Origin of the sequence: Mesorhizobium sp. M0062 (genome assembly GCF_040323125.1) — a bacterium.
GTDB lineage: Bacteria > Pseudomonadota > Alphaproteobacteria > Rhizobiales > Rhizobiaceae > Mesorhizobium.
Genome location: NZ_JAMYUO010000017.1, coordinates 1 through 19,530 on the forward strand (window position 1 = coordinate 1; position 19,530 = coordinate 19,530).

Sequence of the window (19,530 nt, forward strand, 5' to 3'; positions counted from 1 at the left end):
CCTGGGTGCCCCCGTTTAACTTCGGTGTCTTCCCGGACCCGCGCGCGATCAGTCATCAGCAGGTGATCCGTGTCCGCTGAAAGGACCGGATCCAGGTGGCGCCGTGACTGCTCCGGCGCAGCCGGGCTGGAATTCGCCTTGATCGCGCCTTTCCTGGTGATGCTTTTGTTCGGAATCTTCGCCTTCGGCTGGGCCATGAATGCCGTGTCGACCGTCCGCTATACACTGGAAACCTCTTCCCGGGCGCTGCAGCTGAACAACACGCTTTCGCAGAGCGACATCCAGGCCATCGCCACGCAGAAATTGGTGAACCTGGGTCTGAAGAACGTCATTGTGACGATCGCGACTGACCCTGCCAGCGGCGGTTTCAAGATGGCGCATCTGACCGCCAGCTATGCCTTCGTCATCGCTTTCCCGTATTTCGACCAGTATCCGATAAATTACGCCACGACCGTCACGGTGCCCCTGGTTGCCAGCTAGGATACGGCCGGCTTGGTTGAGTTGGCGGCGCCGAACTCAGACCGTAACGGATCGACTGGGAACCATCGCTCGATCTGGAATTGTACTTGCAAGAGGTCGATTCTCTTCGCGGCTGTAGATGCTTAAAGCTCGCTCCTGAGACCTCAGGGATGGACTTTTCTATGGAACTAAAGTCAGGCTGCTTGCTTGGTCGCGTCCGTGAAAATCACCGAAAACCAGTCCATCAGTGCTGCAACATGCCGACAGGCTATCTCAGTCACCAAGCCTTTGATCTTGCTGGTGATCCCGACAGGAATCGAACCTGTGACCTACAGATTAGGAATCTGCCGCTCTATCCTACTGAGCTACGGGACCACGCGGCCCGACACATAGCCGCTTCCGATCGTTTCGCCAAGAGGCTCGCCGAAGGCAATGAAGAGGCCGGCCGAAGGCTAATCGGCCGGCCTTTCGTCGGGGCAGGTCAGGCTGCCAGCGCCGTTTCGGCCAGTTTCACCCAGTAGCTCATGCCGTGCGGTATGACTTCGTCGTTGAAGTCGTAGGCCGGATGATGGAGGCCGGCGGTCTCGCCATTGCCGATGAAGATGAAGGCGCCAGGTCGGGCTTCCAGCATGTAGGAGAAGTCTTCGCCGCCCATCACCGGCTGGATGGCGCGGTGGACCTGGGTGTCGCCGGCGACATGTGCCGCGACATCGCCGGCAAAGACCGTTTCTTCCGGATGATTGAAGGTCACGGGATAGTTGGCGTCATAGTCGACAGTGATCGTCGCGCCGAAGGCGGTGGCTATTCCTTCGCAGATGGTGCGGATGCGCTCTTCCGACTTCTTGGCGATCTCTTTCTTCAGTGTGCGCACCGTGCCGGCAATCTCGGCGGTCTCGGGAATGACGTTGTAGGCGTCGCCGGCGTGGAACTTCGTCACCGAAACCACCACCGCCTCGACCGGATCGGTGCTGCGCGAAGCGACCGTCTGAAGGGCGCCGACCAACTGGCTGGTGATGACGATCGGGTCGATCGTGCCGTGCGGCATCGCCGCATGGCCGCCGCGGCCCTTCACGGTGATGGTGAACTCGGCGGTCGCCGCCATGATCGGGCCCGGCCGGATGGCGAACTGGCCCACCGGCAGGCCCGGCATGTTGTGCATGCCAAAGACGCGCGAAATGTCGAAACGCTCCATCATGCCGTCCTTGACCATCTCGTTGCCGCCGCCGCCGCCCTCTTCGGCCGGCTGGAAGATAACCGCGACCGAACCGGCGAAATTGCGCGTTTCGGTCAGATATTTGGCGGCGCCCAAAAGCATCGCCGTATGGCCGTCATGGCCGCAGGCGTGCATTTTGCCGGGAACGGTCGAGGCATAGGGCTTGCCGGTGATCTCGTTGATCGGCAGCGCATCCATGTCGGCGCGCAAGCCGATGGTCGCGCCTTGCCCCTTGCGGCCATGGATGATGCCGACGACGCCGGTCTTGCCGAGGCCCGTCACCACGTCGTCGCAGCCGAATTCCTTCAGCTTCTCGGTGACGAAGGCGGCGGTCTTGAAGACATCAAAATTCAGTTCTGGCGTTTGGTGCAGATGGCGTCGCCAGCCGGCAACTTCATCCTGCATCTCGGCGGCGCGGTTGAGAATCGGCATAATGGTTCCATCTCGCTGTTGGAGCAGACGATCTGGCCTGCTTGATTGCAATTGTGATTGCCATGCTTGTTGCCATCTTGGCACTTTGCCATCTTGGCGTCACATAGGGTAAATAGCACCCCAGACAATGTGATCCGGAAATTGAGGGCCGGATCAGGTCATGCTGGCCATCGCGTAACGAAATCTTACGGAGCCAGGGGCGACTACGGCAAGAGGCGATTTCGGATTCCATGATGCGGCACAGCCATATCCTCAAATTACTGCTAACGGGCGGCTTGGCGCTACCTATGCTGGCTGGGCCAGCTTTGGCCAATCCGGTGATCCTGTTCGACCTCAACAGCGGCAAGGTTCTGCAGCACCAGGACGCCTTCAAGCGCTGGTATCCCGCTTCGCTGAGCAAGCTGATGACCGCCTATGTCACCTTCCGGGCGATTGCCGCCGGCGAGGTCCAGCTCGATTCACCGATCAAGGTGACCAAGCATTCGGCGGGCGAACCGCCGAGCAAGATGGGCTTCAAGCCGGGCTCGGTGATGCGGCTCGACAATGCGTTGAAGATGATGCTGGTCAAATCGGCCAACGATATCGCCATGGCCATCGGCGAAAACATAGGCGGCTCGCAGGCCGGATTCGCCGTTCGCATGAATGCGGAGGCGGCGCGGCTTGGCATGACCGGAACGCATTTCGTCAATCCGAACGGCCTGTTTTCGCCGGAGCAGTACACGACGGCGCGCGATCTTGCCCTGCTGGTGATGGCGATCCGCAAGGAATTCCCGCAATACGCCCCCTGGTTCTCGATCGAAGGCCTTGCCGTCGGCAAGAAGGCGATCTCCAACTACAATCTCTTGATCGGGCGCTATCCCGGCGCCGACGGCATGAAAACCGGGTTCGTCTGTCCCTCGGGCTTCAACATGATCGGCTCGGCGACACGCAATGGCCGCACGCTGGTCGCGGTCGTGCTCGGCGAAAAATCGGCGATCAGCCGTGCCGAGACCGCCGCCAGGCTGCTTGACCAGGGCTTTGCCATGCCCGACCCGAACTGGCTCACGGTCGCGGCCATGCCTTCCTATGGCGATACCATGTCACCCAACGACATGCATGATGAGATCTGCAGGAAGAAGGCGCCGCACGAGCAGTCCGAGGCGGCTCCGCCGGTGGCCGCGAAGGGCGCCGACGTGCCGAAATCGCCCTATCAGGAAAAGCTCGACCACGTGCCGACGCTGGTTGCCGTGGGCCTCGGCGGCGCCACCGGGCCGGCGCCGAAGGCGATGCTCGACCAGGGCGGCCAGGAATTCGCCGATGTGCCGCTGCCGAGCTGGCGGCCAGACATTCCGGCGCCAAAGGGCGCCGAACCGGCCGTGGGGGGCCAGGCAACCGCGGTGCAGGGCGACCAGCTGGTCAAAGCCGCGAACTAGGCGATGGCTGGCTTTCCGATACCCGTCACGGTGGTCACCGGCTTCCTCGGCGCCGGCAAGACGACATTGCTCAACCGGCTGCTCAAAGATCCGGCACTGGTCGACACGGCCGTCATCATCAACGAATTCGGTGAGGTGGCGATCGACCACCTTCTGGTCGAGCAGGCCTCGGACGGCATCATCCAGCTGTCCGACGGGTGTCTATGCTGCACGGTGCGCGGCGAACTGGTCGACACGCTGGCTGACCTCGTCGACCGGCTGCAGACGGGCCGTATCGCCCGCCTCGCCCGCGTCGTCGTCGAAACCACCGGGCTCGCCGATCCGGCGCCGGTGCTGCAGTCGATCATGGCGCATCCCGCCCTTGTGCAGGCCTTCCGACTTGATGGCGTCATCACGCTGGTCGACGCGGTCAACGGCAATGCGACGCTCGACGGCCATGTCGAGGCGGTCAAGCAGGTGGCGGTCGCCGATCGCATCGTGCTGACCAAGGTCGATCTGGCCAGCGATCCCGGCGACGTCGATGCTTTGCGAACGCGACTCCATCAGCTCAATCCAGGCGCCGTGGTGCTGGACGCCGGCGACGGCCGAACCGGCGTCGCGGCTCTGTTCGACTGCGGCCTCTACAATCCGGCGACCAAATCCGCCGATGTCCGGCGCTGGCTCGGCGAAGAAGCCGCCCATGAGCACCACCATCATCATCATGATCACGGCGAGCATGAGCACCACCACGATTCCCGCGTGCGCTCCTACTCGCTGGTCCATGACGGCCCGGTGCCGTTTTCGGCGATCGAGATGTTCCTCGACCTGCTGCGTTCTGCGCATGGCGACAAGCTTTTGCGGATGAAGGGCGTCATCGAGCTTGCGGAGGACCCGTCGCGGCCGCTTGTCGTCCACGGGGTACAGAAGATCCTGCATCCGCCGGCGCGGCTACTGGCCTGGTCGGACGGCCAACGCGGCACCAGGCTGGTGCTGATCACGCTCGATATGCCGGAAGATTATGTGCGCCGGCTGTTTTCCGCTTTCACCAACCGGCCGTCGATCGACACGCCGGATCGCGCGGCGCTGGAGAGCAATCCGCTGGCGATAGCCGGGGGCTGATTCTCAGGCTCGCTCTGCGCCGCGTTCGACCAGGAAGCGGTGGCCGCCGCTGACGGCTGACGTTTCAACCAGTTGGTGACCAGCGTCGGCGCAAAAGGCGGGGATGTCGATGACCGCCAGCGGGTCGGTGGTCTCCAGCCAAAGCCGGCTGCCCGGCTGCATTGCCGCCAGGCGTTTTTTCGCCTTGAGAACGGGCAGGGGGCAGTTCAGGCCCTTGAGGTCATAGATTGCGGTGTGATTTGTTTGTTTGTTTTCATGCATGTCTTTGTCCCAAAACCGCTGCGCACTTTTGGGCGGCATGCATCGGCAAGGCGAAAACCTCAGCCGCCGAACATGCCTAGCAGCTTGTTCTTGATCTTCGACATCCGGCTTTCGTCCGCCGGCGGTTCTGCAGGCGCCGCCTCGACGCTCGCAGTGGCGACCGGCTGCTGGGGGGCCTGCTTGGCTGCTTCCTTTTCGGCCAGCGCTTGGGCCTTTGCGGCTTGCTTTTCAGCCAGTGCCTGGGCCTTGGCGGCTTTCGCAGCCTCGATGGCAGCAACCCGCTGTTCCTCGGCCTTGCGCTTGGCTTCCTTCTCTGCGTCCAGCGCCGCCATCTTGCGGCCGGCGGGCGAATCGATGCGGCCCATGCGCGCCGTCTCGGTCAGCGTGCCGTCGGAATTCAGCGACGGCGGTTCGATCGGCACGCGCTCGCCCCGGGCGCGGCGCTTCGACCATTCGGAAACGATGGCGGCTTCCTTGATGCCGGCAATGGTCGGCTTGGGCGCCGGCACGCTGGCTTTGACCGCGCCGGTGAAGGCCGCGTCATAGCTGCTTTGATAGGCGTTGAGTGCGCTCTTCAGCGAATCCGGCTGCGTGGTCGCCGGGCAGGCGCCGGTCGGATCGAATGTCGTGCCCTCGGGCGCCACCTGGTTGAAGACATAGCGCTTGTCGCAGACATCGACTTTCGGCGGCACCTTGGTGATCTCGAAATTGTCGTAACCGACCTTCAGCATCTTCCAGAACTCATAGTTCGGGTCGTTGCGGTAACGCGCCATGTTGGCGGCGGTCATGCGGAATGGGAAGGCCTGGATCTGGAACTCGGTCTGGCCGCCCTGGAAGGCATCGCGACCAAAAGCGTAGATCTGCTCGATCTGCGGATCGGTCATCGAATAACAGCCCGACGACGAGCAGGCGCCGTGCACCATCAGATTGGCGCCGGTGCGGCCATTGGCACGGTCATAGGCGTTGGGATAGCCGATGTTGAAGGACAGGTGATAGTTCGAGCGCGGATTCATCTGCGACGGGCGGACCGTATAGAAACCTTCCGGCGCCTGGCGGTCGCCCTCGGTGTATTTCGGGCCGAGCTTGCCCGACCATTTGCAGATGTCGTAGCTGGCGACCATCTCGTAGCGGCCGGTGGTCTTGGCCTTCCAGATTTCGAGCTTGCCTTCTTCCTTGAAGATGCGAGCCATCACCGACGAGGTGCGGATCATGCCCTTGGCCTTCATGTCGGCCAGGATCTTGTCCGGCAGCGGTTTGCTGGCTTCCGGCGCAAAATTCTTCATAGAGGAATCGTTGCAGCCGGCAACGCCAAGCGCGGCGATCAGAAGTCCAGTGCGGGCAAGCTTGGTAAACATGGATACGGCTATGTCTTTTTCTCGCGGCACGGCCGGATAGCGCCCGGGCCTGCATGCTGAACACTGACGGACCCTAAGCCCGTTAACCTTGAAAATTCCTTACCGCAAGCGTCGGACGGCGCCCCCCACGGCAATTCGCCCGGTGTCATGGATTTTTTATTGAGCCGAATGCGGCGGCATTTTTGTGGCGAAATTGCTCCTTGACGCCACATTGCGGTGCGCTGCCGGCCAAAATCAGAGGCTGCGGCCCATCGCCAGGTATTTTTCGCGGCGCTGTTCGCGAAAATCGGTGTTGGCGCCGGCAAAATCCTTCATCGTCTTGGCGATGAGGTCGCCGGTGGCGGCGATCACCGTTTCGGGCGCGCGCTGGGCGCCGCCGAGCGGCTCGGCAATGATGGCGTCGATGATCTTCATTTCCAGAAGGTCCTGGGCGGTGATCTTCATGTTGGTCGCCGCATCTTTCGAGCGCGTCGTGTCGCGCCACAGGATCGAGGCAGCGCCTTCCGGCGAGATCACCGAATAGATGGCGTGTTCCAGCATGTAGACGCGGTTGGCGGTGGCGATCGCGATGGCGCCGCCCGAACCGCCTTCGCCGATGACGACCGAAATCGATGGCACTTTGAGGCCGAGGCAGGCCGAGGTTGAGCGGGCGATGGCTTCAGCCTGGCCGCGTTCCTCGGCGCCAACGCCGGGGTAGGCGCCGGCGGTGTCGACCAGCGTCAGAAGTGGAATCCGGAAGCGGTCGGCAAGTTCCATCAGCCGCACGGCCTTGCGGTAGCCTTCAGGACGCACCGAGCCGAAATTGTGCTTGAGCCGGCTCGCCGTGTCGGAGCCCTTTTCCTGGCCGATGACGGCCACCGGTTCGCCGCGGAAGCGAGCGAAGCCGCCGATGATCGCCTGGTCCTCGCCGAAATTGCGGTCGCCGGCGAGCGGCGTGAAATCGCTGAACAGGCCCTTGATGTAGTCGAGGCAATGCGGCCTGTCGGTGTGGCGCGCGACCTGCACCTTCTGCCACGGCGTCAGCGCCTTGTAGATGTCGCGCAGCGCGTCGCGCACGCGCTTCTCGAGCCGGCTGATTTCGTCGCCGACATCGACCGCCTCGCCATTCTCGGCAAGCTTCTTCAGCTCGAGGATCTTGAGTTCAAGGTCCTGCACCGGCTTTTCGAAATCGAGGTAATTGTACATTCTTGAGCGGACCGATGCGTCGGAAGGCAAACATCGCGCAGACGTAGGCTCCGCGCGGGCACGTTGCCCTCACATAGCGATATGAGGCCTAGTCGGCAAGCGGATGATGATCGTTGACCAGACGCACCAGCCGCTCTTCCAGCACATGCGTGTAAATCTGCGTGGTCGAGATATCGGCGTGGCCGAGCAGCTGCTGCACCGCCCTGAGATCGGCGCCGTTCTGCAGGAGATGGCTGGCAAAAGCATGGCGCAGCACATGCGGCGATATTTTCGCCGCCGATATGCCGGCTCGCGCGGCAAGGCCTTTGAGATCGCGGGCAAAGACCTGCCGGGAGAGAAAGCCGCTGTCGCCGGCGGCCGGGAACAGAAACGGGCTGTCGGCGAAAGCCGGCACCGACGCCCGGGCCGTGAGCCATGCCCGCATTGCCATGCGGGCCTTGGCCGACAGCGGCACCATGCGCTCCTTGTCGCCCTTGCCGCGCACCATGAAGAAGCGGTCGTCGCGCTGGGCGACGGTCACCGGCAGGCCGACAAGTTCGGAGACGCGCAGGCCGGTGGCATAGAGCACCTCGACCAAAGCGTGCAGGCGCAGTGCCGCCACCCGGTCGCCATTGACGCCATCGCCTGTCTCAAGCGCCGCACGGTCGAGCAGCCGACCGGTATCGGCCTCGCTCATCGTCTTGGGCAGCGGCCGGCCCTTTTTCGGACTGTCCAGCGTGCCGGTCGGGTCGTCGCCGCGCAAGCCCTCGGCGTAGAGAAACTTGAAGAACTGGCGGATCGCCGACAGTTTGCGCGCCTGCGACGTCGACGCAAAGCCGCGCGCCGCGATATCGTCGAGATAGGCGCGGATGTCGGCTGCGGCGGCAGCGGCAAGCCCGCCGGCAATCTGCTGCGATGCGTCTTCGAGATCACGGCGGTAGGAAGACAGCGTGTTTGCAGCGGCACCGCGTTCGGCGCTCATCATCTCGAGAAAGGCTTCGATGCGAGCCGCGCTGTTCATGTTCCAGGGGTCAGTTTGGGTCAGTTTTTCTTGGGGTTCAGCTTTTCCGGTGGGATGCGCACGGTGATTTCGGCTTTTTTCGGCTCGACGAACATCGCCAGCGCCACCATCGTACCATAGGCAATGCCGGCAAGAATCATCATCGTCACGACAAAGCGGAACAGTGTCGGCATCAATCTTCGCCCGTCTTCTTGCTCTGCGATTCCAAGCCCGTGTCCTTATGGGACGCTAATTCCGTCAATTCAAGGACGAAGGGCTCTGCGTGCGAAAGGCGCTATGCTTGACGCAAACGGGCTTTTGATGTCGATACGCCGGCAAAGACGGCTTAGAAACAGCATGGTCTCATGAACGCGTTACCAGCAAATCCTCCCGGCGATAGCCATGCCGCGCTGCTCGACAGGCTGGGAAGCCGCTCGATCGTCTTTGTCGGCCTGATGGGCGCCGGCAAGACGGCGATCGGCCGCAAGGTGGCGACGATGCTGTCGCTGCCCTTCGTCGACAGCGACCAGGAGATCGAAACCGTGTCGCGCATGACGGTGCCGGAACTGTTCGAACGCTATGGCGAGACCGAATTCCGGGCATTGGAGCAGCGCGTCATCCTGCGCGTGCTGGAGAGTGGGCCGCAGGTGCTGTCGACCGGCGGCGGCGCGTTCATGAATGCGCAGACGCGGGAAGCGATCGCCGGGCATGGCGTGTCGGTGTGGCTGAAGGCCGAGATCGACCTATTGATGGAACGCGTGTCCAAGAAGCAGAACCGGCCGTTGCTCAAAAGCGCCGATCCGCGCGCCGTGCTCGAGCGACTGATGGGCGAGCGCTACCCGGTCTATGCCACGTCCAACATCACCGTGCCGACACGCGACGACCGCAAGGAGGTCATTGCGACCGAGGTTGTCGACGCGCTGTGCGGGCATTTCGGCATTCCGGCTCCGACTGCGCCGGGCGAGGTGCGGCTGTGAGCGAACCGGTCACTGTAGAGGTCGGCCTTGGCGAGCGTGCCTATGACATCCTGATCGGCCCCGGCCTTTTGGCGCGCGCCGGCGCCGAGATTTCGCGCCGCCTGCCCGGCACGAGAGCGGCGGTGGTCACGGACGATAATGTCGCGGCGGCACATCTCGACGCGCTGAAGGCCGGTCTGGAAACACGCGGCATCCAGCCTGCCGTCATCACTTTGCCGGCCGGCGAAAAGACCAAGAGCTTTGCCCATCTCGAAGAGGTGGTCGACGGCGTGCTCGCCGCCAAGCTGGAGCGCGGCGATGTCGTCATTGCGCTCGGCGGTGGCGTCATCGGCGACCTCACCGGCTTTGCCGCCGGCATCGTGCGCCGCGGCATGAATTTCGTCCAGATTCCAACCTCGCTGCTGGCGCAGGTCGATTCCTCGGTCGGTGGGAAGACCGGCATCAACAGCCCGCGCGGCAAGAATCTGGTCGGCGTCTTCCATCAGCCGAAGCTGGTGCTGGCAGACACCGAAGTGCTCGACACGCTGCCGATCCGCGAATTTCGCGCCGGCTATGCCGAGCTTGCCAAATACGGGTTGATCGACCGACCGGCGTTTTTCGCCTGGCTGGAAGCGAACTGGGAAAAGGTGTTCGCCGGTGGTGCGGAACGGGCGGAGGCGATTGCCGAGGCCTGCCGCGCCAAGGCCGATGTCGTCGCCCGCGACGAGTTCGAAACCGGCGACCGCGCACTGCTCAATCTTGGCCACACGTTCGGCCATGCGCTGGAAGGCGCCACACAGTATGATGGCGCCCGCCTCGTCCATGGCGAAGGCGTCGCCATCGGCATGGCGCTGGCGCACCGCTTTTCCGCAAGGCTCAATCTGGCCAGCCCGGACGACGCGGCGCGGGTCGAGGCGCATCTTCGCGCCGTCGGTCTACCCTGGCGGATGGCCGACATCCCTGGTGAGTTGCCCGATGCCGAGGCGCTGCTTGGCTTCATCACCCAGGACAAGAAAGTGTCGCGCGGCGCGCTGACCTTCATCCTGACGCGCGGCGTTGGCCAGGCTTTTATTGCCAAGGATGTACCGGCGTCGGAAGTGCTTTCGTTCCTCAGGGAGAACCACCCGGGCCAGGAAAGCCGGTCGCGATGATCAACGAGCCCGGCTGGACCGTCGTCGCCTTCCTTGCCATCCTCATCCTGCTGGTCCTGGCCGTGCGCACGCGCCTGCTTGCCATGTTCGGCTATGAGTTGTCGCGCATCGAGCCGCAGCGCTCGACCCAGGACGAGTTGCGCGGCGCGGTCGACGATTTCCGCCGCGACGGCCAGATGGTGCGAGAGGACCGCGACCGCGTCGGCGGGCTGTTCGATCTCGCCGAGCTCGAAGTCTCCGACATCATGGTCCACCGCACCAATATGCGCTCGGTCAATGCCGACAATGGGCCGGAAGCGGTGGTACGCGAGATCCTGCAAAGCCCGCACACCCGCATGCCGTTGTGGAAAGGCTCTCTCGACAACATTGTCGGCGTGCTGCACGCCAAGGACCTGCTGCGAGCGCTGAACGAGGTCGGCAACGACTTTTCCCGGATCGACGTGATGAAGATCGCTTCGAAGCCTTGGTTCGTGCCCGACACCACCACGCTGCAGGAACAGCTCAACGCCTTCCTGCGCGCCAAGGCGCATTTCGCCATCGTCGTCGACGAATATGGCGAGGTCGAAGGGCTGGTGACGCTGGAGGACATTATCGAGGAGATCGTTGGCGAGATCGCCGACGAGCACGATGTCGACATTCAGGGCGTCAAGCAGGAGGCGGACGGTTCCGTGGTCGTCGACGGCACCGTGCCGATCCGCGATCTCAACCGGGCGCTCGACTGGAACCTGCCTGATGAGGAAGCGACCACCATTGCCGGCCTGGTCATCCACGAGACGCAGTCGATCCCCGAGGAAAAGCAGGCTTTCACCTTCCACGGCAAGCGCTTCGTGGTGATGAAGCGCGACAAGAACCGGATCGCAAGGATCAGGATCAGGCCGGCGGGCGAAGCCTGAGGTAACGAGCAGGCCCGCAACAGGACGCTCTTTGCCGAGCTTATGCCGCGATCTGGCTCGTAGACCGTTCGTGGATTGTCGCACCGGTTTGAGCGTCAACTGCGACCAGGCTGACCTCGTAGCCCCAGAGGCTGCGGACATGGCGGAGCGTCGCGTCACGGCTGGCCCCTTCGAGCACAACACCATCCTTTACCCTGTGTTGCAGCCGCAACTGCCGGTCGCCGAGCAGGTCGACATCAATCACCTGGATGTCCGGCCGATTCGCTCCAAGGTCGTAACCGTGGGCTAGCTGGGCGCGTATCTTGTGATAGCCACGTTCGTTGTGGATCGAGGCGACTTCGAAATGCGGTTGGTCGGCTCCATCGCCAAGCACGAAGAACCGCCATTTTCGGATCAAGCTCGGGCTGAGATACTGGCGGATAAAGGATTCATCGCGGTGGTTGGCCCAAGCCTCAAGCAGGACCTCGCGCCAGTTGCCATGTCCTGCAATGTCCGGGAACCAGTCGCGGTCCTCCGCCGTCGGCTCGGTCGAAATGCGCTGTATGTCCTGCATCATGTCGAGGCCGAGGGCATAGGGATTGATGCCTGAAAACCGGGGATCGTCAAAGGCCGGCTGGAAGATCACGTTCGAATGGTTGCGCAGGATTTCGAGCATGGCACCTTCGCCGATCCGGCCACGATCGAATAGCATGTTCATGAGCGTATAATGCACGAAGGTGGCGCAGCCTTCATTCATCACTTGAGTCTGTCGCTGCGGGTAGAAATATTGCGCGATGACGCGGACGATCCTGATGATCTCGCGCTGCCAGGGTTCCAGGATCAGGCTGTTCTTCTCGAGGAAATACAGGAGGTTTTCCTCGGGCAGGTTGAGCGATCTCTTGCGCTCCGCCATCCCTTGATCCTCATTGCCGGACTTGTTTTTGTTCTGCGACGGCGGCAGCGTGCGCCACAGATCGTTGTAGGAGCGCTCTTCGTATTCGAGGCGCTCGCGAAGCCCTTCGCGCTGTCGCTCCGACGAGAGCTTTGGCGGCCGGTGGTAGCGGAACACCCCTTGTTCCATCAGCGCATGGGCGGAATCGAGAATGGCCTCCACTGCTGCAAGGCCGTGCCGCTCCTCGCACCGGGCGATGTAGCCCTTGGCGAAGTCCAGATAACCCAGGATTGCCCCGGCGTCGGTCCATTGCTGAAACAGATGATTGTTCTTGAAGAAATGATTGTGGCCAAGCGCCGCGTGGGCCGTCACAAGGGCCTGCAACGCCATGGTGTTTTCCTCCATGAGGTAGACGATGCAGGGATTGGAGTTGATGACCAGTTCATAGGCCAGCCCCCGACCACCCTTACGGTAAAGAAGCTCCTGGTGAAGGAAATGTTTGCCGAACGACCAATGCCGATACATCAGTGGCATGCCGATAGATGAGTAGGCGTCGAGCATCTGCTGGGAGGAGATTATCTCCATCTGGACCGGGTAAGTATCGAGATGCAACTCGTCGACCGCGATCGCCTCGATCTCTTCAAAAGCCCGCGATAATTTCTCGAAATTCCAGTCGGAACCGGAAAACAACAAATTCGTTTCGTTGGCTCGCCTGACCATCTCTCTCTCTCAAGCGCTCTTGATGGACACCGGCTGCCTGGCGAAGAGCCGGTGGAAGACCGGGTAAATATCCGCGGGAGCAGCGATGCGGCTCATCTGGAAGTTGGGCCATTTCAGCTCGATCGTACTGTAGGCGCGCCAAAGCGACGTCCCGTTTTCGGTAGCACCGAATATGTGGCTCTCGCGTTCGTCGATGATCTCGACATAGGCGAAATACTGGCACAGGCGCATGAGCTTGCCGTTCATGAGCTCTATGCATCGCTCGGAATCGGTGGTGAAATTGTCCCCGTCAGAGGCCTGCGCGGCGTAAATGTTCCACTCGCTGGCAGGATAGCGCTGGCCGATAATGCGGTGCATTTCGTCGAGCGCGGTGGAGACGATCGTACCGCCGCTCTGCGTGTTGTAGAAGAACGTGTCCTCATCCACTTCGTGCGCCTCATGGGTATGGCGGATGAAGACGATCTCCGTGCGTTCGTAGCGCCGTTTCAAGAACAGGTGCAGCAGCACGAAGAAGCGTTTGGCCAAGTCCTTTTCGCGTTGGCCCATCGATCCGGACACGTCCATAAGGCAGAACATGACGGCATTGGCATTCGGCACCGGCCGGGCGTCGAAGCGGTTGAATCGGATATCGACCGGATCGACAAAGGCAATTCGCCTGCGCCGTCGCTCCAGCCGGTCAAGCTCGTCGCGTAATTCCGCGATGCGCTGGCGCACCGCCGCGCCGGCCGGGGCCGACTCAAGCGTGACGATTTCCCGGAGGATCGCCTCCAGTTCCTGCTGCGTGGGGCGCCTCAGCGCAATGCGCCGGCCTAGGCTGTTGCGCATGGTGCGGCCGGCATTGATGTTGGTCGGGGAACCGGTTGCCGCGAAGCCGGCCCGGCGCGGCTTGAAGGCAAGGATTTCCTTGAGATTGAGCTTAACCAGGTCGGGCAGTTCGAGATCCTCAAAAAAGAGTTCGAGCACCTCCTCGCGTGACAGCACGAAACGAAAATCGTCTTCCGACGCCGTGTTTCCTGGCGACGACGCCGCGCCGCCCCCATGCGGCTTCGGGAGCAGGTCTCCAGGGGAAAAATGCCTGTTGCCCGGAAGGATGTGTCGGCGCCGTCCGCTGGCCCTGTCATCGTTGAAGCTCGGCTCGGCTGTTTTCCTTTCAGGCATGGGCACGGCGTGCTCGGTATCCACGTCGGCGATCCTGCCAGTGCGGATTTGATCGCGAATGCTCCGCTTCAACTCCTCGCGAGCACGCCTGAGGAAGCGCTGTCGATTGCCAAGACTCTTGTCCTTGGGGTTCAGGCGACGGTCGATGAAGATCGGCATGGAACCATCCGGCTCTGTCAACCCGCCTTGTTCACCCGCATGTACCAGTCCACCAGCCGGCGTACCTGCCGTTCTGTGTAGCCACGCTCGATCATGCGCTGTACGAATTCGTTATGGCGCTTTTCCGTAACGCTGTCTTGCTTGGAGCCGAAGCTGATCACCGGCAAGAGGTCCTCGACCTGTCCGAACATCCGCTTCTCGATGACCTCGCGCAGTTTTTCATAGCTGGTCCATGACGGGTTGCGGCCGTGGTTTCTTGCGCGAGCGCGCAGAGTGAACTTCACCACCTCGTTACGGAAGTCCTTGGGATTGGCGATGCCTGCCGGTTTCTCGACCTGCGAAAGTTCGTTGTCCAGGATCTCCCGGTTGAGGATCTGGCCGGTGTCGGGGTCCTTGTAGTCCTGGTCCTCAATCCAGGCATCCGCATAGGCGATGTAGCGGTCGAAGAGGTTCTGGCCGTATTCGCTATAGGACTCCAGATAGGCCTTCTGGATTTCGTGGCCGATGAACTCGGCGTAGCGCGCCGCAAGCTCCGACTTGATGAATTCAAGATAGGCCGCTTCCGTTTCCTTCGGGAACTGCTCCCGCTTGATCGCCTCCTCCAGAATGTACATCAGATGCACAGGATCGGCGGCCACCTCCTCATTATCGAAGTTGAATGTCTGCGAAAGGATCTTAAAGGCAAAGCGCGTGCTGACGCCCGTCATGCCTTCATCGACGCCGGCGGCGTCGCGATATTCTTGGACCGACTTTGCCCTGGGATCGACTTCCTTCAGATTTTCGCCGTCATAGGCGCGCATCTTGGTGTAGAGCGGCGAGTTGTCGTGCTCGGCCAAGCGCGTCGAAACTGCAAAGCGGCTGAGGATGTCCAAAACTTCAGGGGCACAGGGGCTGGCGGCCAACTCGCTCTCACGCAGCAATTTCTCATAGATCTGCCTCTCTTCGGTGATCCGCAGGCAATAGGGTACCTTGACCACCAGGATGCGATCGAGAAACGCCTCGTTGTTCTTGTTGCTCTTGAACTGTTGCCATTCCGACTCGTTGGAATGGGCGACGATGATCCCCTGGTAGGGAAAGGCGCCGAAATTTTCAGTGCCGTTGTAGCTGCCTTCCTGTGTCGCGGTCAGCAGCGGATGCAGAACCTTGATGGGTGCCTTGAACATCTCGACGAATTCAAGCAGACCTTGCGTGGTCCGGTTCAGGCCACCGCTATAGGAATAGGCATCGGGGTCGGACTGGCTAAAATTTTCCAATTGCCTGATGTCGACCTTGCCGACCAGGGCCGAGACATCCTGATTGTTCTCATCGCCAGGTTCGGTCTTGGCAATGCCGATCTGGCGCAGCCGCGAAGGCATCAGCTTGACGACGCTGAATTTGGAAATGTCGCCAGACAATTCGTCGAGGCGCTTGGCCGCCCATGGCGAAATCAATCCGTTCAGCCGGCGCCGGGCTATGCCGTATTTATCCTCTAGCAGATCACCCATGTGATCGGGATGGAACAGCCCAAGCGGCGACTCGAAAACCGGGCTGATCTGGTTGCCGACCTTCAGCGTGTAGATCGGGCGCTGCTCCATCAGTTTCTTCAGACGCTCGGCCAGAGAGGATTTGCCGCCGCCGACCGGGCCGAGGAGATAGAGGATCTGCTTGCGTTCTTCGAGCCCCTGCGAGGCATAGCGGAAATATCCGGCTATGCGCTCGATCGTATCCTCCATTCCATAGAAGTCGGAAAAATGAGGGTAGACCTTGAGGGTCCGATTCGAGAAAATGCGGCCGAGCCGCTCGTCTTTGCTGGTGTCAACCAGTTTTGGTTCGCCGATTGCGTCGACCATCCTTTCGGGCGCCGAAGCGTACATCGATTTGTCTTCCCGACAGGCAAGAAGATACTGTTGGATGCTGACCTCTTCGTCCGCCGCATTGGCATAAATTTCCGAAAAAAGATCGAAGACGTCGGATTGGGTTGCACGCATGATGTTCTGCCCTCGGAGCCGATCTGGATTCCAATCGCCTCATCACCTTCAACTGTCGGAAAGCATTGTTGGTTCCCTTCACATGAAGGAGAGTGGCTGCAATCCGGGTAGAAGGCTTGGGAGGAAACATTCGGAGTGGCTGGAATGGTGGGTTGCCCGGTGCTGCGGAGTTGATGGGCGGCGTTGTCGCCGGCCAGCTATCTCGATGGACACAAGCATCCGCCGACCTTCATCGCCTATTCGCGCGCCGAAGGCCGCGACGACCAATCGAAGGCTTTGCCAAACGCCTGCGCGCCACCGGCACTGAAGTGACGCTGTTCGACGGCAACGCCTACACGCATATGTCGATCAATCACGACTTCGGCGAGGACGGCGACGCGTTGACCGCCGCGATGCTGGCCATTCCTGAATGGACCGTCGGTTGATCCCGGATCCCCGCGAGGCGTCCTGGATCAGACCAAAAGCCCCGGCGGGACATTGCCGACCCGGCGCCTACAGGTGCAATTGTTCCTGAATTGTCGATTGGGAAAGAAAATCATGAATGGCGCCGATCTGCTGTGCGACGTGCTCCTGGCCAATGACGTCACGGTCTGCTTCGCCAATCCTGGCACATCCGAAATGCATTTCGTTGCCGCACTGGACCGCAAACCTCAGATGCGCTGCGTGCTCGGCCTGTTCGAGGGCGTGGTGACCGGCGCCGCCGACGGCTATGCGCGCATGACCGACCGCCCGGCAGCAACGTTGCTGCATACCGGACCGGGTCTCGCCAACGGTTTGGCCAACATGCACAACGCAAGGCGTGCGCGCAGCCCGATGATCAACATTGTCGGCGACCATGCTTCTTACCATCTGCCGCTCGATGCCCCGCTGACCAGCGACATAGAAGGCCTGGCGTCGCCGATGTCGAACTGGGTTGGCCGCGTCAAGGGGCCGGCCGATATTGTGCCGGCCGCAGAGGCGGCTTTCCGCGCCTCACTCACGCCGCCTGGCGTCACGACGCTGATCCTGCCTGCGGATGCCGCCTGGGGCGAAGTTGCTGCGATTTCACCTGGCAAGGTGGAGCTGGAGCCGCCGCCCGCCGTCGACATGGCTGTTGTGCGCACGATCGCCGAAGCAATCCGCGCCGCGCCGGGCCGTGTCGGCATGGTGGTGCGTGGGCAGGCGGCGCGCGCCGATGGACTTGAAATCGCAGGGAGAATCTCATCGGGAAGCGATGTCAGGCTGTTCAGTGAGGTTCTGATCGCCCGCATGCAGCGCGGCCGCGGGCGGTTCGCCCCGACCCGCATTCCCTATCCGGTCGATGCGGCGACGGCCACGCTCCGGGATATCGATTTGCTGGTGCTGGTCGGCGCCAAGGAGCCGGTTGCCTTCTTCGCTTATCCCGGCAAGCCCGGGCGGCTGGTTCGGGACGATTGCAAGGTGCTTTCGCTGGCGGCGCATGGCCAGGATCTGAAAGCGGCGCTGGAGGCGCTGGCCGACGAGCTCGGCATCAAGCCGACGCAGCAATTCGCCGCCGCAACCGCCTTTCCAGACGAACCGACGCTGAGCGGCAGACTGACGGACGATGCCATCGCGCTGTCGGTGGCGCGCAAACTTCCGGCCAATGCCATCGTCTGCGACGAAGCAGTCACCTCGGCGAGACGGTTCTTCACGCTATCCGCCTTTGCGGCGCCGCACGACTACATGATGGGTACGGGCGGATCGATCGGCGGCGGCATTCCCATGGCTACCGGCGCGGCGATCGCCTGCCCGGACCGCAAGGTGATCAATCTCGAAGCCGACGGCAGTGGCATGTACACGGTGCAGGGACTGTGGACCCAGGCCAGGGAAAAGCTTGACGTCGTGACCATCATCTTTTCCAACCGGACCTACGCCATCCTGCATGGCGAAATGAAGAATGTCGGGGTCAATGAGATCGGCGAGAACGCCAGGCGCATGCTCGATCTCGACCATCCGGCGCTGGACTGGGTTGCGCTGGCCAAAGGCATGGGCGTCGAGGCGGCCCGCGCCGACACGTGCGAGCGGTTCGACGCGCTGCTCGACAGTGCCCTGTCGCGTCCGGGACCGTTTCTCATCGAAGCGGTGATCTGAGGCGGAGAGACTTACCAACGGGTCTTTTCGCCGGGTGCAGCCGGTTCGATTGCCAGCGCATGGACGCCGGCTTGCAGCTCCGCTGCCAGCAATTCGTTGACGGCGCGGTGGCGGTCGATGCGGCTCATGCCGGCAAAGACGGATGAGACGATGCGGACGCGAAAATGCGTCTCGCCAGTGCCGTCATAGGCAGCGTGATGGTCGGAGCCGTGGTGGTGATGACCGGCATGGAGATGGCTTTCATTGACGATCGCCAGGCGCTCCGGCGAAAACGCCTTGTTCAGCTTGTCTTCCATAGTCGCCTGTATGGACATCGCCATCTCCCTTCACCATATCTGCAAGGCGTGATCGGGAAATCGGGATCGATCCCGCCGGGCCGCCTCAAAAAATCGCCATTTCGCCCTGCTTTATGCCGCGATTCAGCGGTTAGGGCGATGATCGCGAAAATGTCAATTCTTGTTTCGCACGTGCGAACAGCCCATAAATGGGTGAGATGAAACCGTACCCCAAATATTTCGAGAAAATTCGGGTCCGTCCCGACAAGGATGCGGAGCTGAAGTCGCACTCGCCGATCTGCCAGTGGGACGGCTGCAAGGAGGCCGGTACCCACCGGGCGCCGGTCGGACGCATGAAGGAAGGCGAGTATTTTCAGTTCTGCTTCGATCATGTGCGCGAATACAACAAGGGTTTCAACTACTTCTCCGGCGTGCCGGACACCGAGATAGCCCGCTTCCAGAAGGAAGCGATGACCGGCCACCGGCCGACATGGAAGATGGGCGTCGCCGGCGCCTCGACGCGCTCCTCGCCCGATTTCGCCCAGCAGCGTTCCGGTCGCGCCGGCTATTACAACCGCATGCGCGATCCTTTCGACCTGTTCAAAGGGCCGAAGGACCCGCGCGAGGCGCGCGAACGCAAGGCCAAGCCGCTTGAGGCCAAGGCGCTGGAAACGCTTGGCCTTGATACAAAGGCGACTGGCAAGGACATCAAGGCGCGCTATAAGGAACTTGTGAAGCGCCACCATCCGGATGCGAATGGCGGCGATAGAGGTTCGGAAGACCGGTTCCGCGATGTGCTGCAGGCCTATCGCGTGCTCAAGCAGGCGGGTTTGTGCTGAGCAACCTAACGGTTCGTGTCGTTTTCCAACTTTCATAAGGGTGGAAAAGGCTCTAA

The 19,530-nt window shown here is 61.8% G+C and carries 20 protein-coding genes and 1 tRNA gene; 9 read left to right on the forward strand and 12 right to left on the reverse strand.

What is annotated here, in order from left to right; all coding sequences use genetic code 11:
• A partial coding sequence (locus NKJ64_RS19760) for a hypothetical protein (RefSeq protein ID WP_352463223.1) occupies positions 1–197 on the reverse strand: 197 nt, incomplete at its 3' end.
• Between NKJ64_RS19760 and NKJ64_RS19765 the strand changes: the two genes are divergently transcribed.
• Positions 160–480 carry a pilus assembly protein TadE gene (locus NKJ64_RS19765; protein WP_084634041.1) on the forward strand — a complete coding sequence of 107 codons (321 nt, stop codon included), beginning with the start codon at positions 160–162 and terminating at the stop codon, positions 478–480. The two genes, NKJ64_RS19760 and NKJ64_RS19765, sit on opposite strands and share 38 nt — an antisense overlap.
• 277 nt (positions 481–757) lie before the next feature.
• Here the strand turns inward: NKJ64_RS19765 and NKJ64_RS19770 are convergent.
• Positions 758–834 (reverse strand) — tRNA-Arg (locus NKJ64_RS19770).
• Positions 835–940: 106 nt separating this feature from the next.
• Positions 941–2,104: a M20 aminoacylase family protein gene (locus tag NKJ64_RS19775; protein WP_352463186.1), complete on the reverse strand. Its 1,164-nt coding sequence runs from the start codon at positions 2,102–2,104 to the stop codon at positions 941–943.
• Between the two features lie 233 nt (positions 2,105–2,337).
• On the opposite strand from NKJ64_RS19775, the gene NKJ64_RS19780 reads away from it, so the two are divergent.
• Together NKJ64_RS19780 and NKJ64_RS19785 are read left to right on the forward strand one after the other, a co-directional pair.
• Positions 2,338–3,516, forward strand: a complete 1,179-nt coding sequence (locus NKJ64_RS19780) for a D-alanyl-D-alanine carboxypeptidase family protein (protein ID WP_352463220.1) — start codon at positions 2,338–2,340, stop codon at positions 3,514–3,516.
• 3 nt (positions 3,517–3,519) lie between these two features.
• A complete protein-coding gene (locus tag NKJ64_RS19785) occupies positions 3,520–4,614 on the forward strand; it encodes a CobW family GTP-binding protein (protein WP_352463187.1) in 1,095 nt (364 codons plus the stop codon).
• Between the two features lie 3 nt (positions 4,615–4,617).
• Here the strand turns inward: NKJ64_RS19785 and NKJ64_RS19790 are convergent, their stop codons facing one another.
• The 5 genes from NKJ64_RS19790 to NKJ64_RS19810 form a co-directional block, all read right to left on the reverse strand.
• On the reverse strand, positions 4,618–4,875 hold the full coding sequence (locus tag NKJ64_RS19790; RefSeq protein WP_352463188.1) for a sulfurtransferase TusA family protein: 258 nt from the start codon (positions 4,873–4,875) through the stop codon (positions 4,618–4,620).
• A 59-nt stretch (positions 4,876–4,934) separates the two neighbouring features.
• Positions 4,935–6,230 (reverse strand): L,D-transpeptidase family protein, encoded by a 1,296-nt coding sequence (locus NKJ64_RS19795; RefSeq protein ID WP_023714988.1) that lies wholly within the window; start codon positions 6,228–6,230, stop codon positions 4,935–4,937.
• Positions 6,231–6,464: 234 nt separating this feature from the next.
• Positions 6,465–7,415, reverse strand: a complete 951-nt coding sequence (locus NKJ64_RS19800) for an acetyl-CoA carboxylase carboxyltransferase subunit alpha (RefSeq protein WP_352463189.1) — start codon at positions 7,413–7,415, stop codon at positions 6,465–6,467.
• Positions 7,416–7,503: 88 nt separating this feature from the next.
• Positions 7,504–8,415, reverse strand: a complete 912-nt coding sequence (locus NKJ64_RS19805; RefSeq protein WP_286439652.1) for a site-specific tyrosine recombinase XerD — start codon at positions 8,413–8,415, stop codon at positions 7,504–7,506.
• 20 nt (positions 8,416–8,435) lie between these two features.
• Positions 8,436–8,588 (reverse strand): hypothetical protein, encoded by a 153-nt coding sequence (locus NKJ64_RS19810; protein WP_023670666.1) that lies wholly within the window; start codon positions 8,586–8,588, stop codon positions 8,436–8,438.
• A gap of 171 nt (positions 8,589–8,759) precedes the next feature.
• Here NKJ64_RS19810 and NKJ64_RS19815 point away from each other — a divergent pair, with 171 nt between their 5' ends.
• Genes NKJ64_RS19815 through NKJ64_RS19825 form a run of 3 tightly spaced genes read left to right on the forward strand, consistent with a single transcriptional unit; the run spans position 8,760 to position 11,394 of the window.
• Positions 8,760–9,371, forward strand: coding sequence for a shikimate kinase (locus NKJ64_RS19815; protein ID WP_023670667.1), 612 nt, complete (start codon positions 8,760–8,762; stop codon positions 9,369–9,371).
• A complete protein-coding gene (gene aroB / locus NKJ64_RS19820; protein ID WP_352443959.1) occupies positions 9,368–10,501 on the forward strand; it encodes a 3-dehydroquinate synthase in 1,134 nt (377 codons plus the stop codon). Before NKJ64_RS19815 ends, aroB begins: the two co-directional genes overlap by 4 nt.
• Entirely contained in the window at positions 10,498–11,394 is an 897-nt protein-coding gene (locus tag NKJ64_RS19825) for an HlyC/CorC family transporter (protein ID WP_023711701.1), read from the forward strand. The genes aroB and NKJ64_RS19825 overlap by 4 nt, the downstream gene beginning before the upstream one ends.
• Before the next feature lie 40 nt (positions 11,395–11,434).
• Here the strand turns inward: NKJ64_RS19825 and NKJ64_RS19830 are convergent, their stop codons facing one another.
• Genes NKJ64_RS19830 through NKJ64_RS19840 form a run of 3 tightly spaced genes read right to left on the reverse strand, consistent with a single transcriptional unit; the run spans position 11,435 to position 16,269 of the window.
• Positions 11,435–12,985 carry a SpoVR family protein gene (locus tag NKJ64_RS19830; protein WP_352443958.1) on the reverse strand — a complete coding sequence of 517 codons (1,551 nt, stop codon included), beginning with the start codon at positions 12,983–12,985 and terminating at the stop codon, positions 11,435–11,437.
• A 9-nt stretch (positions 12,986–12,994) separates the two neighbouring features.
• The gene (locus NKJ64_RS19835) at positions 12,995–14,302 is read right to left on the reverse strand and encodes a YeaH/YhbH family protein (protein WP_352443957.1); all 1,308 of its coding nucleotides are present in this window, start codon (positions 14,300–14,302) and stop codon (positions 12,995–12,997) included.
• A 17-nt stretch (positions 14,303–14,319) separates the two neighbouring features.
• Positions 14,320–16,269, reverse strand: a complete 1,950-nt coding sequence (locus tag NKJ64_RS19840) for a PrkA family serine protein kinase (RefSeq protein WP_023714986.1) — start codon at positions 16,267–16,269, stop codon at positions 14,320–14,322.
• Between the two features lie 173 nt (positions 16,270–16,442).
• Here NKJ64_RS19840 and NKJ64_RS19845 point away from each other — a divergent pair, with 173 nt between their 5' ends.
• A complete protein-coding gene (locus NKJ64_RS19845) occupies positions 16,443–16,694 on the forward strand; it encodes a hypothetical protein (protein WP_352443956.1) in 252 nt (83 codons plus the stop codon).
• 112 nt (positions 16,695–16,806) lie between these two features.
• Positions 16,807–18,360 (forward strand): acetolactate synthase large subunit, encoded by a 1,554-nt coding sequence (locus NKJ64_RS19850; RefSeq protein WP_023711703.1) that lies wholly within the window; start codon positions 16,807–16,809, stop codon positions 18,358–18,360.
• An 11-nt stretch (positions 18,361–18,371) separates the two neighbouring features.
• Here NKJ64_RS19850 and NKJ64_RS19855 read toward each other — a convergent pair whose 3' ends face one another.
• Complete coding sequence (locus tag NKJ64_RS19855) at positions 18,372–18,674, reverse strand: BolA family protein (RefSeq protein WP_023711704.1); 303 nt, start codon at positions 18,672–18,674, stop codon at positions 18,372–18,374.
• A 170-nt stretch (positions 18,675–18,844) separates the two neighbouring features.
• Here NKJ64_RS19855 and NKJ64_RS19860 point away from each other — a divergent pair, with 170 nt between their 5' ends.
• Positions 18,845–19,474, forward strand: a complete 630-nt coding sequence (locus NKJ64_RS19860) for a J domain-containing protein (protein WP_032887126.1) — start codon at positions 18,845–18,847, stop codon at positions 19,472–19,474.
• The last annotated feature ends 56 nt before the right edge of the window (positions 19,475–19,530 follow it).

Excerpts from the sequence above, each read along its gene's own strand:
- NKJ64_RS19815 (WP_023670667.1), top strand. The coding sequence starts at position 8,760 with ATGAACGCGTTACCAGCAAATCCTCCCGGCGATAGCCATGCCGCGCTG.
- NKJ64_RS19850 (WP_023711703.1), top strand. The coding sequence starts at position 16,807 with ATGAATGGCGCCGATCTGCTGTGCGACGTGCTCCTGGCCAATGACGTC.
- NKJ64_RS19780 (WP_352463220.1), top strand. The coding sequence starts at position 2,338 with ATGCGGCACAGCCATATCCTCAAATTACTGCTAACGGGCGGCTTGGCG.
- NKJ64_RS19845 (WP_352443956.1), top strand. The coding sequence starts at position 16,443 with ATGGGCGGCGTTGTCGCCGGCCAGCTATCTCGATGGACACAAGCATCC.
- NKJ64_RS19775 (WP_352463186.1), bottom strand. The coding sequence starts at position 2,104 with ATGCCGATTCTCAACCGCGCCGCCGAGATGCAGGATGAAGTTGCCGGC.
- NKJ64_RS19830 (WP_352443958.1), bottom strand. The coding sequence starts at position 12,985 with ATGGTCAGGCGAGCCAACGAAACGAATTTGTTGTTTTCCGGTTCCGAC.
- NKJ64_RS19805 (WP_286439652.1), bottom strand. The coding sequence starts at position 8,415 with ATGAACAGCGCGGCTCGCATCGAAGCCTTTCTCGAGATGATGAGCGCC.
- NKJ64_RS19840 (WP_023714986.1), bottom strand. The coding sequence starts at position 16,269 with ATGCGTGCAACCCAATCCGACGTCTTCGATCTTTTTTCGGAAATTTAT.
- NKJ64_RS19835 (WP_352443957.1), bottom strand. The coding sequence starts at position 14,302 with ATGCCGATCTTCATCGACCGTCGCCTGAACCCCAAGGACAAGAGTCTT.
- NKJ64_RS19825 (WP_023711701.1), top strand. The coding sequence starts at position 10,498 with ATGATCAACGAGCCCGGCTGGACCGTCGTCGCCTTCCTTGCCATCCTC.
- NKJ64_RS19860 (WP_032887126.1), top strand. The coding sequence starts at position 18,845 with ATGGGTGAGATGAAACCGTACCCCAAATATTTCGAGAAAATTCGGGTC.
- NKJ64_RS19790 (WP_352463188.1), bottom strand. The coding sequence starts at position 4,875 with ATGCATGAAAACAAACAAACAAATCACACCGCAATCTATGACCTCAAG.
- NKJ64_RS19765 (WP_084634041.1), top strand. The coding sequence starts at position 160 with ATGCTTTTGTTCGGAATCTTCGCCTTCGGCTGGGCCATGAATGCCGTG.
- NKJ64_RS19795 (WP_023714988.1), bottom strand. The coding sequence starts at position 6,230 with ATGTTTACCAAGCTTGCCCGCACTGGACTTCTGATCGCCGCGCTTGGC.
- NKJ64_RS19785 (WP_352463187.1), top strand. The coding sequence starts at position 3,520 with ATGGCTGGCTTTCCGATACCCGTCACGGTGGTCACCGGCTTCCTCGGC.
- NKJ64_RS19810 (WP_023670666.1), bottom strand. The coding sequence starts at position 8,588 with ATGCCGACACTGTTCCGCTTTGTCGTGACGATGATGATTCTTGCCGGC.
- NKJ64_RS19855 (WP_023711704.1), bottom strand. The coding sequence starts at position 18,674 with ATGTCCATACAGGCGACTATGGAAGACAAGCTGAACAAGGCGTTTTCG.
- NKJ64_RS19800 (WP_352463189.1), bottom strand. The coding sequence starts at position 7,415 with ATGTACAATTACCTCGATTTCGAAAAGCCGGTGCAGGACCTTGAACTC.